At 31.0% G+C, this 15,252-nt stretch carries 15 protein-coding genes and 1 pseudogene; 9 read left to right on the forward strand and 7 right to left on the reverse strand.

Translation table 11 applies throughout. The features are described 5' to 3' along the window. Positions 1 to 151: 151 nt before the first annotated feature. Genes AJN60_RS00765 through AJN60_RS00795 form a run of 7 tightly spaced genes read right to left on the reverse strand, consistent with a single transcriptional unit; the run spans position 152 to position 6,192 of the window. On the reverse strand, positions 152 to 700 hold the full coding sequence (locus AJN60_RS00765) for a hypothetical protein (protein WP_052853827.1): 549 nt from the start codon (positions 698 to 700) through the stop codon (positions 152 to 154). Next, positions 693 to 1,799, reverse strand: a complete 1,107-nt coding sequence (locus AJN60_RS00770; RefSeq protein ID WP_079860896.1) for a hypothetical protein — start codon at positions 1,797 to 1,799, stop codon at positions 693 to 695. The genes AJN60_RS00765 and AJN60_RS00770 overlap by 8 nt, the downstream gene beginning before the upstream one ends. Continuing rightward, positions 1,786 to 2,661 carry a GTPase Era gene (gene era, locus AJN60_RS00775; protein ID WP_070285691.1) on the reverse strand — a complete coding sequence of 292 codons (876 nt, stop codon included), beginning with the start codon at positions 2,659 to 2,661 and terminating at the stop codon, positions 1,786 to 1,788. Before era ends, AJN60_RS00770 begins: the two co-directional genes overlap by 14 nt. Next, a complete protein-coding gene (hslU, locus tag AJN60_RS00780) occupies positions 2,658 to 3,977 on the reverse strand; it encodes an ATP-dependent protease ATPase subunit HslU (RefSeq protein ID WP_070261149.1) in 1,320 nt (439 codons plus the stop codon). The genes era and hslU overlap by 4 nt, the downstream gene beginning before the upstream one ends. Next, entirely contained in the window at positions 3,974 to 4,516 is a 543-nt protein-coding gene (hslV, locus tag AJN60_RS00785; RefSeq protein WP_002776411.1) for an ATP-dependent protease subunit HslV, read from the reverse strand. The genes hslU and hslV overlap by 4 nt, the downstream gene beginning before the upstream one ends. Beyond that, a complete protein-coding gene (gene rplI, locus AJN60_RS00790) occupies positions 4,516 to 4,959 on the reverse strand; it encodes a 50S ribosomal protein L9 (protein ID WP_002871329.1) in 444 nt (147 codons plus the stop codon). The genes hslV and rplI overlap by 1 nt, the downstream gene beginning before the upstream one ends. A gap of 12 nt (positions 4,960 to 4,971) precedes the next feature. After that, positions 4,972 to 6,192 carry an argininosuccinate synthase gene (locus AJN60_RS00795; protein ID WP_002871328.1) on the reverse strand — a complete coding sequence of 407 codons (1,221 nt, stop codon included), beginning with the start codon at positions 6,190 to 6,192 and terminating at the stop codon, positions 4,972 to 4,974. Positions 6,193 to 6,346: 154 nt separating this feature from the next. On the opposite strand from AJN60_RS00795, the gene AJN60_RS00800 reads away from it, so the two are divergent. From AJN60_RS00800 to kdpC, 9 genes and pseudogenes are all read left to right on the forward strand, one after another. After that, on the forward strand, positions 6,347 to 6,592 hold the full coding sequence (locus AJN60_RS00800) for an RNA-binding S4 domain-containing protein (protein WP_002864726.1): 246 nt from the start codon (positions 6,347 to 6,349) through the stop codon (positions 6,590 to 6,592). Further along, positions 6,589 to 6,996 carry a tRNA (adenosine(37)-N6)-threonylcarbamoyltransferase complex ATPase subunit type 1 TsaE gene (tsaE, locus tag AJN60_RS00805; RefSeq protein WP_070240536.1) on the forward strand — a complete coding sequence of 136 codons (408 nt, stop codon included), beginning with the start codon at positions 6,589 to 6,591 and terminating at the stop codon, positions 6,994 to 6,996. Before AJN60_RS00800 ends, tsaE begins: the two co-directional genes overlap by 4 nt. Next, the gene (lptB, locus tag AJN60_RS00810; RefSeq protein ID WP_002855252.1) at positions 6,989 to 7,717 is read left to right on the forward strand and encodes an LPS export ABC transporter ATP-binding protein; all 729 of its coding nucleotides are present in this window, start codon (positions 6,989 to 6,991) and stop codon (positions 7,715 to 7,717) included. The genes tsaE and lptB overlap by 8 nt, the downstream gene beginning before the upstream one ends. Next, complete coding sequence (locus AJN60_RS00815; protein ID WP_044778953.1) at positions 7,717 to 8,967, forward strand: RNA polymerase factor sigma-54; 1,251 nt, start codon at positions 7,717 to 7,719, stop codon at positions 8,965 to 8,967. The genes lptB and AJN60_RS00815 overlap by 1 nt, the downstream gene beginning before the upstream one ends. Positions 8,968 to 9,131: 164 nt before the next feature. Continuing rightward, on the forward strand, positions 9,132 to 10,556 hold the full coding sequence (locus tag AJN60_RS00820; protein WP_052817342.1) for an anaerobic C4-dicarboxylate transporter: 1,425 nt from the start codon (positions 9,132 to 9,134) through the stop codon (positions 10,554 to 10,556). Between the two features lie 141 nt (positions 10,557 to 10,697). Next, positions 10,698 to 10,885 (forward strand): annotated as a pseudogene (gene kdpF / locus AJN60_RS09270) (K(+)-transporting ATPase subunit F). Positions 10,886 to 10,894: 9 nt separating this feature from the next. Continuing rightward, a complete protein-coding gene (gene kdpA / locus AJN60_RS00825; protein ID WP_070285692.1) occupies positions 10,895 to 12,580 on the forward strand; it encodes a potassium-transporting ATPase subunit KdpA in 1,686 nt (561 codons plus the stop codon). A 15-nt stretch (positions 12,581 to 12,595) separates the two neighbouring features. Continuing rightward, positions 12,596 to 14,641 carry a potassium-transporting ATPase subunit KdpB gene (gene kdpB, locus AJN60_RS00830; RefSeq protein ID WP_070285693.1) on the forward strand — a complete coding sequence of 682 codons (2,046 nt, stop codon included), beginning with the start codon at positions 12,596 to 12,598 and terminating at the stop codon, positions 14,639 to 14,641. A 1-nt stretch (position 14,642) separates the two neighbouring features. Next, positions 14,643 to 15,251: a potassium-transporting ATPase subunit KdpC gene (gene kdpC / locus AJN60_RS00835; protein WP_052859002.1), complete on the forward strand. Its 609-nt coding sequence runs from the start codon at positions 14,643 to 14,645 to the stop codon at positions 15,249 to 15,251. The last annotated feature ends 1 nt before the right edge of the window (position 15,252 follow it).

Raw genomic sequence — 15,252 nt, forward strand, 5'->3', positions numbered from 1 at the left:
GTTTTTGTATTTCTTGCTTAGTCACTTCCCAATACCTTTCTTTTTTTATGCTTAAAATATTTTAACTAATAGCAATAGAAAAATAATTAAATTCCAATATTTTTAAATATTTTTTTATAATAATATTTAAAAATATAATATTTTAATATTATTATAAATTAACAAATTTAAACATTAAATCAAGCTTTAATTTTAAACCCTGTGTATTGTATAGTTTTATTTTATCAATTTTTAAAGCTATAGGAAGATTTTCTAAATTTTGTATAAAATTGAGTAAGTCTTTAAAGTTGCCATTTAAACTTAGAGAAACATAATTATAGTGGATAAAATTTTTGTTTTCTTGGGAAAATTTTATTTCATTAATGATTAAATTTTTGGATAAATTATTGATTTTTTTATTGAAAAAATCTTTATCATAAGAAAATAAATGTAATTTTTCTTTATAGTATTTTAATTTTTCTTCCTCTGTTTTTATCTGTTTTGTTAGCTTTGTCTCTATTTCTTTAAGATGTGAATTTTCTATTTTTGCTTCATTTAATGCAAGGTAATTATGTTCTACTAATGTTTTTTGAAAAATATCTTCCAAAAAGTGATCGTGAATTTTAAAAGCTAAAAACAAAGCACAAAGGCAGATAAAAGAAATAAAAAGAAATTTTTCCCTAGGATTTAAATTTTGCAAAAATACTTCTATTTTATTCATGTATGACTTCTAATATGATATTCAATGTTTCTTCATTTTTATCAAGGAATTTAAAAGTAGAATTTAGATTTTCTAATGCTCTTTTAAAGTGGTTTTCATCGATAAAAGAAAGAATGATTTTTGTTTGTTCAAATTCAAGATTTGTGATTTTAAGTTCATTGGAATTAAGCCATGATATGATTTGATTTAGAATGATTGCCTTATTTTTATCTAAATTGATTTCTTTTGTTACGGTGGATAAAATATGAAATTGTTGTTGTGTAGATGATATTTTATTGGAAAGAGTAAAGTTTAAATCTTGTATGTTTGTTAATAATTTTTGCTTATCTTGTTTTAGTTTAGAAATTTCTTCTTGTATGATAAAATTTTTATTTTGAATTTCCTTATTTTGTTTGTACTCTATAAAATCTTTAAATAATAAAATCATCATGCTAAGACTAAAGCTAAAAATAAATATTAATATAATTTTAAAAGAAATAGATATTTTTATTTTATTATGCTTGATAAAATTACAATTTTGATCTAGATTTTTTATACTATATGAACTTAATTTCAATAAACTATTTTTATCAAGAATATCATTTAGATTTAAACATTTTATTTGAGATGAGAAGTAATGTTTGATTGTATCCAAATCCTGATAAAGTAGCAATTTGCTTTCATAGTGTTTTAAAAGTTCTGTAAATCGATTTTGTTTAAAAAATAAATCCATATTACCTGGGTTGAAATTTTCGATTTTTTTAAGATTGATAAATTTTCCTTCTTGGTAAAAATATAAATATAAAGTTTGATCATATAAATTTAAAACACAATAATCACTTTCTTCAATCAATCTTTCATCAAATAAAGCTTGAAAAATTAAAGGTTCAGGAAAGCAAAAACGACTTTTTCTCAATTTACAAACAGGTGCTAAAAAACAATGATAAATTTCACTATGTTTAAAAAAAGCTATTTGATAGTCAAAGGGTTTGCTTAGCTTAAAATCTGCGGTTAAATTGTTAAAAAGTTCGTCTTCTTTGGATATTCCTGTTCTTTGAGCATAAAGCAAATCTGTAGATTTTATAAAATTTATTTTATTTAATGAATTAATTTTCATCATTTAAAAGTTTTTTTAAAAATTCTTCATCTTTTTGCCAGTTTTTTTTCACTGTTACGAAAAGCTTTAAAAGTACTTTTTTTTGTGCAAGTTTTGAAATTTTAAAGCGTGCATCTTTGCCTATTCTTTTTAAAGTTACCCCTTCTTTTCCTATAAGCATACCCTTGTGAGAGTTTGTATCGGTGATGATATTGGCTTCTAGGATTAAAAGATTAGGTGTATCTTTAGTGCGATGGATAAGCACTTCACTGCTATAAGGAAGCTCATCGCTTAAATTTTCATAAATACTTTCAAGTATGAAATCTCTATAAAGTTCTTTTTCGCTACTCGCACTTAAAAATTCAGGATCATAAAAATATTCATGTTCGTCAAGATATTTTACTATCTCATCTAACAAGCCTTTTTTATAGCTTTTTTTCTTAGAAGAATAAGGAATGATAGCCTTAAAATGTTGGCTAAATTTTGCATATTCGCTAAGTTTTTTTAAAAGTGTAGCATTGTCGGTTAAATCTACTTTATTTAAAGTGATGATATGTGGTACTTGTAGGTTTAGACTAAGAAAATTTTCATAGTCTTTTGTACTATCAAAAACACTCGCCACAAATAAAATCACATCACAATCCCCCATGGATTTAATGGCACTTTGGACAAGCAGTTGATTAAGCCTAGCACTGCTTTCGTGAAGTCCTGGGGTATCGATGAAAATGATTTGATTTTTTTCATGCATCACTATGGCTTTGATTTTACGTCTTGTGGCGTTTTGTTTGTGAGAAACTAGGGCGATTTTTTCTTCTAATAAGGAATTGATTAAAGTACTTTTTCCTGCATTAGTACGCCCTATGATACTAACAAAGCCACTTTTCACAAAATATACCTTGCAAGATCTTTATTTTCTATGATATCTCCGAGTTTTTCTTCTACCATTTTTTTATCCACTACGAATTTTTTACCTGCATACTCATCAGCTTCAAAGCTTAAATCTTCAAGTAATTTTTCTATCACAGTATGCAAGCGTCTAGCACCTATATCTTGCATTTCTTCATTGGCTCTTGAAGCTATTTTTGCTATTTCTTTAATGGCTTCATCATCAAATTCAAGTTCTAAATTTTCAGTTTTTAAAAGCTGAGAGTATTGTTTTAAAAGTGAATTTTTAGGGCGTGTTAAAATTTCATAAAGAGCTTTATCATCAAGACTATCTAATTCCACTCTTAAAGGAAAGCGTCCCTGAAGTTCAGGGATAAGATCACTTGGTTTGCTAAGATGAAAAGCCCCTGCAGCGATAAAAAGAATATGATCGGTTTTTAAAGTACCTATTTTTGTTTGTACATTTGATCCCTCGACTATAGGAAGTAAGTCTCTTTGCACCCCTTCTTTACTTGGATCTTGGCGGTTTGAATTTCCGCTTGAAACAGCGATTTTATCGATTTCATCAATAAAAATAATACCTTCATTTTCCGCTCTTTTTAAGGCTTCGCTTTTGATACTTTCTTGATCTAGGATTTTTTCTCCTGCTTCGTTTTTTAAAGCATTTTTAGCGTCTTTGATTTTCATTTCTTTTTTGACTTTTTTACTGCCAACGCCTATAACCTTAACTATATCTTGCATTGCACCCATTTCAGGAGGTAGGTTAGGATTGGTATCAAACATATTTTGTGAAATTTCTATCTCTATGGTGCTTTCATCAAGATCGCCATTTCTTAGTTTAGTTCTCATTTTTTCAAGACTGTTTTTATATTCTTCTTGTTTTTCATCGCTGATACCCTTTGGTAAAGGTGGTAAAAGTTTTTCTAAAATTTTATTTTCTATAAATTCATCGATTTTATCTTTGTTTTTTTCTCTTTGCTCATTTTTTACCAAATTTAAAGCTGCATTGGCAAGATCTCTTACCATGCTTTCCACATCACGACCTACAAAACCTACTTCAGTATATTTACTCGCTTCGATTTTGATGAAAGGAAAGCCCATCATTTTAGCTAAACGCCTAGCGATTTCTGTTTTTCCCACACCTGTAGAACCTATCATTAAGATATTTTTAGGCACGATATCATCTTGCAACTCAGGTCTAAGTTGCATTCTGCGGTAGCGATTTCTTAAAGCTATAGCTATGATTTTTTTAGCTTTTTTTTGTCCTATAACATAATCATCTAAAAATTTAACGATTTCTTTTGGAGTTAGATTCATTTCTCATCCTCGATTACATAAGTTTTGATATTGGTATTGGTATAAATGCAAATTTCACCTGCGATTTGAAGACTTGATTTTACAAGTTCTTCTTCATCTAAATTGGCATGCTTTGCTAAGGCTCTAGCAGCTGAAAGTGCATAGTTTCCACCACTTCCTATGGCTGCGATTTGCCCATCTTCAGGTTCGACCACATCGCCTGTACCAGAAAGTAGAAAAATGTGATTTCTATCAAGTACAAGCATCATGGCTTCAAGTTTTCTTAGGTATTTGTCTTTTCTCCATTCTTTAGAAAAGTCAATTGCTGCTTTTAAAAGATCGCCTTTAGAACTTTGAAGGAGATTTTCAAACATATCAAAAAGATTAAAAGCGTCAGCTGTTGATCCTGCAAAACCTGCTAAAACTTTGCCATTGTTGAGTTTTCTAATCTTTACAGCATTACCTTTTAGCACCGTATTTCCAAAGCTTACTTGTCCATCTCCGCCAATTACGGATTTATTTTTACCTTTGTAAGCTAAAATCGTTGTTGCGTGAAACATTATTCTGCCTTTATATTTATGTTAAATTTAGCATGGATTGCGTGTCCAAGTTTTACGCTTACTTCGTGAATTCCTAAACTTTTTAAGGTGTCGCATTCTAAACTTTTTTTATCGATTTCTATATGGCTTTGTTCTTTTAGGGCGTGAGCGATTTCATCTTTGGTTACGCCACCAAACAAACTTCCATTTGCACCTACGGGTTTTGAAATTTCAAGAGTGATTTTGCTAAGTTCTTCTTTGAGTTTTTCTAAATTTGCGATTTCAAAGCGTAAATTTTCAGCCTCTTTTTTCTTGTCGCTTTCGTATTTTCTTAAAACTTCATTAGTAGCTGCTTTAGCAAAGCCTTTAGCGATTAAGAAATTTTGTCCGTAGCCGTCTTTTACTTCTTTTATTTCTCCTGCTTTTCCAAGTGTTTTTACATCTTTGATTAATAATACTTTCATTTTATTCCTTTATTAAAATTTTCTTCCATTTTTTCCTGCAATGATAAAACGCAAAGCATTAAGCTTGATAAAGCCTGCTGCGTCTTTTTGATTATACACTTCATCTTCTTCAAAAGTACAATAAGCTGCGTTAAACAAGCTATCGTTCGCACTTTCACGTCCTATAACCATCACATTGCCTTTATAAAGCTCGAGTTTTACTCTGCCATTGGCGTGAATTTGAGACTCATCGATTAAGGCTTGAAGCATCATTCTTTCAGGCGAGAACCAATAGCCATTATAAATTAAACTTGCGTATTTTGGCATGAGTTCATCTTTTAAGTGTGCTGCTTCTCTATCAAGCGTGATGCTTTCAAGCGCTCTGTGTGCTTTTAAAAGTATAGTACCGCCTGGAGTTTCGTAACAACCACGACTTTTCATTCCTACATAGCGATTTTCTACTATATCAAGGCGTCCTATACCGTGTTTGCAGCCTAGTTCGTTAAGTTTGGTTAAAAGTCCTGCAGGACTTAGTTTTTCTCCATTTATCGTTACTAAATCTCCCTTTTGGAAATCAAGTTCTATAATTTCACTTTCATTTGGAGCGTCTTTTGGGCTTTTACTCCATCTCCACATATCTTCTTGGGGTGCGTGTGCAGGATCTTCTAAAACAAGTCCTTCATAAGAAATATGAAGTAAATTTGCGTCCATAGAATAAGGAGATTTTCCTTTTTTCTTAGAAATATCAATACCGTGTTTTTGTGCATAAGCAAGGAGTTTTTCACGACTGTTTAAATCCCACTCACGCCATGGAGCGATGATTTTTAAATCGGGATTAAAAGCAAGATAACCAAGTTCAAAACGCACTTGATCATTTCCTTTGCCTGTGGCGCCATGACTTACCGCATCAGCACCTGTTTGCAGGGCAATTTGTGCTTGAGTTTTTGCTATAAGTGGTCTTGCTATACTTGTTCCTAAAAGATATTCTCCTTCATAAATCGCATTGGCTCTAAACATAGGAAATACATAATCTTTAACAAATTCATCTCTTAAATCTTTAATGAAAATATTTTCTTCTTTTATGCCTAAAGAAAGGGCTTTTTTTCTTGCAGGTTCAAGTTCTTCGCCTTGACCAATATCTGCTGTAAAAGTTACAACTTCGCAATTATACTCATCTTGAAGCCATTTTAAAATAATGCTCGTATCAAGCCCTCCAGAATACGCTAAAACTACTTTTTTTACTTCATTTTTCATAAGATATCCTTTGTTAAAATAGATTTGAAAATTATAAAATTGTATCCAAATTTCATTAAAGAAAAGTTTTTACTTGCTATTTTCTTAAAAAATAAAGCAAAGGCGTAAGCAAATTTTGTTCCAAAAATTGATTTTTTTTGCTAAAATTGCTTTTATGAGAGTAGATAAATTTTTAAACGTAGTTAATATCACGAAAAGAAGAGCTATTTCTGAAGATATGTGTAAAAGTGGTGTAGTAGGGATTAATGGCGTTATTGTTAAAGCAAGTAAAGAGGTTAAGGTGGGTGATATTATCACTTTACATTTTACTGAATACACTCAAAAATATAAAGTACTAGCTCTACCTAGTACGAAAAGCATTCCTAAAAACGCGCAAAATGAATATGTGGTAAAATTATGAAAGAATTTATTTTAGCAAAAGATGAGATCAAAACGATGCTTCAAATAATGCCTAAAGAAGGTGTTGTTTTGCTTCAAGGAGATTTGGCTAGCGGAAAAACAAGCTTGGTGCAAGCTTGGGTTAAATTTCTTGGTCTTGATGCAAGGGTAGATTCTCCAACTTTTTCCACTATGCAAAAATATGAAAATCATGATATTTGCATTTATCATTATGATATTTATCAAGAAGGTTTAGAAGGACTTTTAGCAAATGGTTTATTTGAAAATTTTTTTGAAAAAGGTTTGCATTTGGTTGAATGGGGTTGTGAAAATTTGAAAAAAACTTTAATGAAATTTGGAATTTCTACTATCCAGATTAAAATTAGCATTAAAGATAATAAAAGAAAGTATGAAATTTATGAGTAAATTAGAAATTGTAAATTTAGAAAAAATTATTAAAAAAACTAAGATTATACATGGAATTTCTTTAGAGGTTAATAGCGGAGAGGTTGTAGGACTTTTAGGGCCAAATGGCGCAGGAAAAACGACAACTTTTTATATGATATGTGGACTTATTTCCCCAAGCAGTGGAAAAGTTCTTTTAGACGGTTTAGATGTGACAAAAGATCCTTTAAACAAAAGAGCTAGATCAGGGATAGGTTATTTACCTCAAGAAAGTAGTATTTTTAAGGATTTAAGTGTAGAAGATAACCTGCTTTTAGCGGCTCAGATTTTTTATAAAGATAAAAAAATTTTACATGATAAAGTTGAGCAAATGCTTGAACTCTTAAGTATAGAGCCTATTCGTTTAAGGAAAGGTTTAAGTTTAAGTGGAGGTGAAAGAAGGCGTTGTGAGATCGCTAGAAGCTTGATGTGCGAACCTAAGTTTTTGCTTCTTGATGAGCCTTTTGCAGGTGTTGATCCTATAGCAGTGGCTGAAATTCAAACTTTAATTAAAGAGCTTAAAAGATTGGGGATTGGGGTTTTAATTACCGATCATAATGTGCGTGAGACTTTGGCTATTTGTGATAGAGCTTATGTTATAAGATCAGGTTCTTTACTTGCTAGTGGGAATGCTGATGAAATTGCAACCAATAAAGACGTGAAAAAGTATTATTTAGGAGCGGAGTTTAAACTCCTTGATTGATGTTAAAGCAAAAAATCACTCAAGCACCCAAGACTAAAATTTCTCAAACTTTACGCTCTTGGTTGCCGATTTTACAAGCAAACATAGAGGATTTAAAAGAAAATTTAGATAAATTTGCTGAGGATAATCCTTTCTTAAATGTTCAAGATTCGATACAAACTCATGATAAGGGTAAGAATTATTTTGATTCATTTTATAAACATAATGTAAATTCGGCTTTTGTGGATAGTAAAGGACTTGCCAAAAAAAGTGTTTATGAGCTTTTAAAAGAACAGATTCTTCCTCCTTTGTTTCCTACAAACAAATCTCAAGAACTTGCAAAAAAAATTATAGAATGCTTAAATGAGGAAGGATATTTTGAATACGATGAAGAATTTTTAAAAGAGTATTCCTTAGAAGAAATTGAGCGAGTAAGAACAAGATTTAAATTTTTAGATCCTGTAGGAGTGGGAGCTAAAGATTATAAAGAAGCATTTTTATTTGCTCTTGAAAATATGGAATTAGATGAAGATATTGATGAATTTTGTAGAATGTTGATTATGGATTTTGAAAATATACAAAACTATACCAAAGAGCCTTTATATAAAGAAGCATTAGCTGTACTTAAGCGTTTTAGCACTCCTCCTTTTTTGGAATATTTTGAAGATTCTCGTATAATTGTTCCTGATATTTTTGTTTATAAAGAAAATGGTGAAATTAAAGTAAAAATCAATGATGATTATTATCCTGAAATTTCAATCCAAACTGATGGTTTAGAGCATGATTTTTTAAGTCATTACATCAAAGAAGCAAAAAATTTAGTCGATGCTCTAGCGATGAGAAAAGCTACTCTTTATAAAATAGGGCTTATGATAGTAGAATATCAATATGATTTTTTCATGGGAAAAGAGATAAAACCTATGACTTTTAAGGATTTAGCACTTGATTTAGAACGTAATGCTTCGACTATATCAAGAGCTGTGGCAAATAAATATTTAAGTTGTGAAAGAGGACTTATTCCCTTGCGTGATTTTTTTGCTTTTGCTCTTGATGAAGAGGGAGAGACTTCAAATGTAGGTGTTAAAGAATTTGTGGCAAATTTAGTAAAGAATGAAGATCGCAATAAACCTTTAAGCGATAGTAAAATTTTAGAATTAATCAAAGAAGAATTTAAGGTCGATATCGGACGAAGAACTATTACAAAATATCGCAAACATCTTAATATAGCAAGCTCTACAGATAGAAAAAAAATATATGAACTTGAAGGATAAAATTCTATCAATCTATCAAACCCATTACGCTTGTGTTTTATATTTAAATTTAATTTAAATAATTTAAAAAATTGTTATTTTTATTTTTATAAATATTATTCTTTAATTTAAAAATGTGATACAATAATAACTGTTTTTAAATATCAATTTTCAAAGGAGTTAAAATGGACTTTTTAACAAGCCTTAGTGAGGGAGGGCAATTTGCAATCCAAATCATTATCGTTTTAATTTGTCTTTTTTACGGTGCAAAAAAAGGCGGTATAGCGCTTGGTTTACTTGGTGGTATAGGTATTTTAATGCTTGTATTTGCTTTTCATATAAAGCCTGGAAAACCAGCCATAGATGTTATGCTTACAATTTTAGCGGTGGTGGTTGCGAGTGCAACTTTGCAAGCAAGCGGTGGTTTGGATGTTATGCTTCAAATAGCAGAAAGAATTTTAAGACGCAATCCTAAGTTTTTAACAATATTAGCGCCTTTTGTAACCTGCTTTTTGACTATACTTTGTGGAACAGGACATGTGGTTTATACTATTATGCCTATTATTTATGATATAGCGATTAAAAATGGTATTCGCCCTGAGCGTCCAATGGCAGCAGCTTCTATATCATCACAAATGGGTATTATTGCATCTCCTGTATCTGTGGCTGTTGTGAGTTTGACTGCTTTGCTTTTAAATGCTAATCATAAATTAGCAGGTTTTGATGGTTATATCAATCTTCTTCAAATTACTATACCTAGTACATTATTTGGTGTATTGTGTATAGGAATTTTTTCTTGGTTTAGAGGAAAAGATTTGGATAAAGATGAAGTATTTCAAGAAAAACTTAAAGATCCTGAATTTAAAAAATATGTTTATGGGGATTCTAAAACACTTTTAGGTGTTAAACTTCCAAAAAGCAATTGGGTTGCAATGTGGATTTTCTTAGGAGCTATTGCTTTAGTAGCTTTATTGGGTGTATTTGATTTCTTGCGTCCAAACTGGGGACAAGTTGTAAAAAATGGCATTCCTCAAGTAGATGCTTTAGGCAATCCTAAAATGGATGTTTTATCCATGGTTTCAGTTATTCAGATGTTTATGCTTTTAGCAGGTTCTTTGATTATCATCTTTACTAAAACAGATGCAAAGAAAATCGGCTCTAATGAAATTTTTAAATCAGGTATGATAGCACTTGTTGCGGTTTTTGGAATTTCTTGGATGGCTGATACTATGTTTGCAGTTCATACTCCTATGATGAAAGCAGCGCTTGGAGATATAGTAAAAGAGTATCCTTGGACTTATGCTGTAATGCTTCTTTTAATTTCAAAATTTGTAAACTCTCAAGCAGCGGCTATTTCGGCTTTTGTTCCTTTGGCTTTAGGAATTGGTGTTGAACCTGGTGTAATTGTTGCTTTTGCGGCTGCTTGTTATGGGTATTATATTTTACCAACCTATCCAAGCGATTTAGCTACTATACAATTTGACAGATCAGGTACTACTCACATCGGTAAATTTGTTATCAATCATAGTTTTATTTTACCAGGTCTTATAGGTGTAATCACTTCTTGTATAGCAGGATATTTTATTGCTATGGCAGCGGGTTATCTTTAACAATTTTTAGCAGGATTTTTCCTGCTAAATTCTTCATTTGTCTTTTTATTTAATATAGATAAAAATTATAAATAAATCATAAAATTAGTATTAATCAAAATATAAGCTTAACAAGGATAGAATAAATCCTATTTTGAATCAATGAGAAAGGGCTATCCTATGGATGTTATCTTTGCTTTGCTTCTGCTTTTAGCTTTTGGTAGTTTATGGTTTTTTATCCGTTTTTGTGAAATTCAAACTAGGACACGCGGATGATATTTTTACTAGTTTTAAGCTTAATACTTGCTCTTTATTTATTTTATGCTCTATTGTATCCTGAAAAATTTTAAAGGAAAAATATGCTAGAAATTTTAATAACACTGATTATAGCTTTTATATTAGCTTTAATTTTTGGAAATTATCTTTATAAAATTGCAAGCTGTAAAAAAACTATTTTTGATTTTATTTTTAATCCAATTGATAACTTAATTTATAAAATTTGTGCGATTGATAGAAAAAATATGACTTGGCAAAAATATTCTTTGCATTTAATTGCTTTTAATGCCTTAGTGGCTATTTTTTCTTTCGTGATTTTTTATTTGCAAGATAAACTTTTTTTAAATCCCAATTCGATAAATTCTATGAAAGGGGATTTGAATTTAAATACTGTAATTAGTTTTATTACAAATACAAACCTTCAGCATTATAGTGGAGAGAGTGCTTTAAGTTTGCTTTCGCAAAATACAGGCATTTTACTTGCTATGTTTGTTTCAAGTGCAAGTGGATATTCTGCTTGTATGGCTTTTTGTCGTGCTTTATGTGGCATGCAAATGGGAAATTTTTATGAAGATTTTACGCGTATTATTACGCGTTTGATGTTGCCTTTAAGTTTTATTTTGGCTGTAATTTTTATCTCTGAAGGCGTAGTGCAAAACTATCACGCAAATTTTAGCGTGCTTACTTTAGAAAATAAATTTCAAAGTATTGCCACAGGTCCTGTTGCAGCTCTTGAGTCTATAAAACATTTAGGGACAAATGGGGGTGGTTTTTTTGGTGCTAATTCAAGCATGCCTTTTGAAAATCCTACTTCACTTACAAATTTTTTACAAATTTTATCCATGATGCTTATTCCTAGTGCCTGTGTTGTAGCTTTTGGATTGATGGTTTATCATAGAAAAGAAAGACAAGGTTTTGCTCTTATGGGAAAAGAAGGGGGAGTTATTTTTGGTGCAATGGGGATTATTTTTATCATTTCTTTGCTTTTAATTTATTTTAGCGAAAAAATGTCAAATCCAAATTTGGATTCTTTGGGTTTAAATGCAAATTTGGGAAATTTAGAAGGTAAAGAAATAAGATTTGGCACAGATGGTTCGAGTTTATTTAGTGCTGTAACTACTGCTTTTACTACAGGAAGCGTCAATAATATGCACGATAGTTTAAATCCTTTAAGCATCAGTGCTACTTTGTTAAATATGATGTTAAATGTAGCTTTTGGTGGCGAAGGAGTAGGGCTTATGAATATGATTATTTATGTGCTTTTAACCGTGTTTATTTGTGCATTAATGATAGGCAGAACTCCAGAATTCTTGGGTAAAAAAATAGAAAGCGCACAAATGAAGCTTATAGCTTTGGTAATTCTTATCCATCCTTTATTAATCCTTGTTTTAAGTGCATTAGCTGTTGTTTTTGCAAAAGATAGTATAAGCAATCCTAGCTTTCATGGCTTGGCTCAAATTTTGTATGAATTTAGTTCTTCGGCAGCAAATAATGGTTCAGGACTTGAAGGTTTAAAAGATGATAATTTATTTTGGAATTTAAGTACAGCTTTTGCTATGTTTTGTGGGCGTTATTTGGTTTTAATAGCTCAGCTTGCTATAGCTGGATCGCTTTTGGCTAAAAATACACAAGAAAATACTGCAAATTCTTTAAAAACGGATAATTTAACTTTTATGTTTGTGCTTGTTTGTATTATATATATTTTTGCTGCACTTACTTTTTTTCCAGTGCTTACTTTATCAAGCGTTGCAGAATATTTATCTTTATAGCATTAAGGAGAGTCAATGTCTAAAAAACAAAATAAACTCATTACAAAAGAAATTTTAAATAATGCCATAAAGGGAGCATTTTTAAAATTTGATCCACGCTTTATGATAAAAAATCCTGTTATGTTTATGGTGGAAGTTGGATTGATTCTTACTTTGATTTTAAGTATTTTTCCTACTTTGTTTAATGGAAATTCTGATGAAAGAATTTATAACATCTTAATCACTTTTATTTTATTTGTAACCTTGCTTTTTGCAAATTTTGCAGAAAGTATTGCAGAAGGAAGGGGTAAAGCCCAAGCAGCTACCTTAAGACAAAGTAAAAAGGATTCTAAAGCTAGACGCATAAAAAGTGATGGCAGTGAAGAAATGCTTAATTCTAGCGAGTTAAAAATAGGTGATATAGTTTTAGTTAAAGCAGGTGAACTTATACCTAATGATGGAGAAATTATAGAAGGTGCTGCAAGTGTTGATGAATCAGCTATTACAGGTGAAAGTGCTCCTGTTATGCGTGAAGCGGGCGGTGATTTTTCTTCTGTTACAGGTGGGACTACGGTTTTAACTGATTTTTTAAAGATTAAAATTTTAGTTGGAGCTGGGGAAAGTTTTTTAGATAAAATGATCAATCTTGTAGAAGGTGCTGCGCGTCAAAAAACTCCAAATGAAATTGCTCTTAATACTCTTTTAATTGTGCTTAGTTTGAGTTTTCTAGTAGTGGTTGTAAGTTTATATCCTTTTATGCAATTTTTAGGCGTGAGTTTGCCTATTTCGTGGTTAGTAGCATTGCTTGTATGTCTTATTCCTACAACTATAGGGGGGCTTTTATCAGCTATAGGAATAGCAGGTATGGACAGGGTAACGCGTTTTAATGTGATCGCACTTTCAGGCAAGGCTGTTGAAAGTTGTGGTGATGTTGATACTATGATTTTGGATAAAACAGGAACGATTACTTTTGGAAACCGTTTGGCAAATGAATTTTATGAAGTCCAAGGTATAAGTAAAGAAGAAATGATTAAAGCTTGTGTTTTATCCTCTTTAAAAGATGAAACTCCAGAAGGTAAAAGCATAGTTGCATTGGCTCAAAAAGTGGGTTATGAATTAGAAGGTAATGATATTAAAGAATTTATCGAATTTAGCGCTCAAAATAGAATGAGCGGTGTGGATTTACAAGATAATACAAAAATTCGTAAAGGTGCTTTTGATGCTATAAGGGCTTATATAAGCGAAATGAATGGAAAAATTCCTAGTGATTTAGAAACTAAGGTAATGGAAATTTCAAATCTTGGTGGCACTCCTTTGGTAGTGTGTAAAAATGAAAAAATTTTAGGAGTAATTTATCTAAAGGATACAGTAAAACCAGGACTTAAAGAGCGCTTTGATGAGCTTAGAAAAATGGGCATAAAAACTTTAATGTGTACCGGAGATAATCCTTTAACAGCAGCTACTATAGCTAAAGAAGCAGGGCTTGATGGATTTATAGCAGAATGCAAGCCTGAAGATAAAATAGAAGCCATTAAAAAAGAACAAGCTCAAGGTAAGATAGTAGCCATGACAGGAGATGGAACCAATGATGCTCCAGCTCTTGCGCAAGCTGATGTAGGTATAGCTATGAACTCAGGAACTCAAGCAGCCAAAGAAGCAGCCAATATGATAGATCTTGATTCTAATCCTACTAAAATTTTAGAAGTAGTTGAAATAGGAAAAGGTTTGCTTATTACTAGAGGTAGTCTTACAACTTTTAGTATGGCAAATGATATTGCTAAGTATTTTGCTATTTTACCTGCTATGTTTAGTGTGGTTTTACCTCAAATGCAAATTTTAAATATTATGCATTTGGCTACCCCGCAAAGTGCTATTTTATCAGCACTTATTTTTAATGCTATTATTATACCTTTGCTCATACCTATTGCTATGCGTGGAGTTAAATTTAAGCCTATGAAAAGCGAGCATTTGCTTTTAAGAAATTTGAGTATTTATGGTTTAGGTGGTATGATAGCACCTTTTATAGGGATAAAAATAATTGATATTCCTACAGCTTGGATACTTAGAATTTTAGGAGTGTGATATGCTTAGAACTTTGCTTAGTTTTTTTGTGGTAATGCTAATATTGTGTACTCTTATTTATCCTTTTGCTTTAAATACAGTTGCAAAATTTATTTTTCCTTATCAATCAAGTGGAAGTTTAGTGGATAAAGAAGGTCGTCCAACTTTGGATATAAGTAAAGCGGTAGGTTCAAAGCTTTTGGGTCAAGATTTTAATAAGCCTTATTTTCTACATTCAAGAGCATCTGTATTAAATTACAATACAAGTGATACAAATGAAAGCAGTGTAAGTTCAGGTGGATTTAATTATGCTATGTCAAATCCTGCTTTAAAAGAGCGTGTGCAAAAAGATTTGCAAAAATTTTTAGATGAAAATCCGCAAATTACAAAAGAACAAATTCCTTTGGATTTATTAAGCGCTTCAGGATCAGGTCTTGATCCTCATATCAGTCTTCAAGCAGCCCTAGTGCAAATTCCTAGGATAAGTCAATCTTCAAAAATCACCAAAGAAGAATTAGAAAAAATCATTCAAGAAAATACAGAGTCTAAATTTTTAGGGATTTTTGGGGAAGAAAAGGTTAATGTTTTAGCCGTTAATATAGCTATTGTTAAAGCCATGAAAAAAGAATAAA

This window comes from Campylobacter sp. BCW_4323 (assembly GCF_001763115.1).
Lineage (GTDB): Bacteria > Campylobacterota > Campylobacteria > Campylobacterales > Campylobacteraceae > Campylobacter_D > Campylobacter_D jejuni.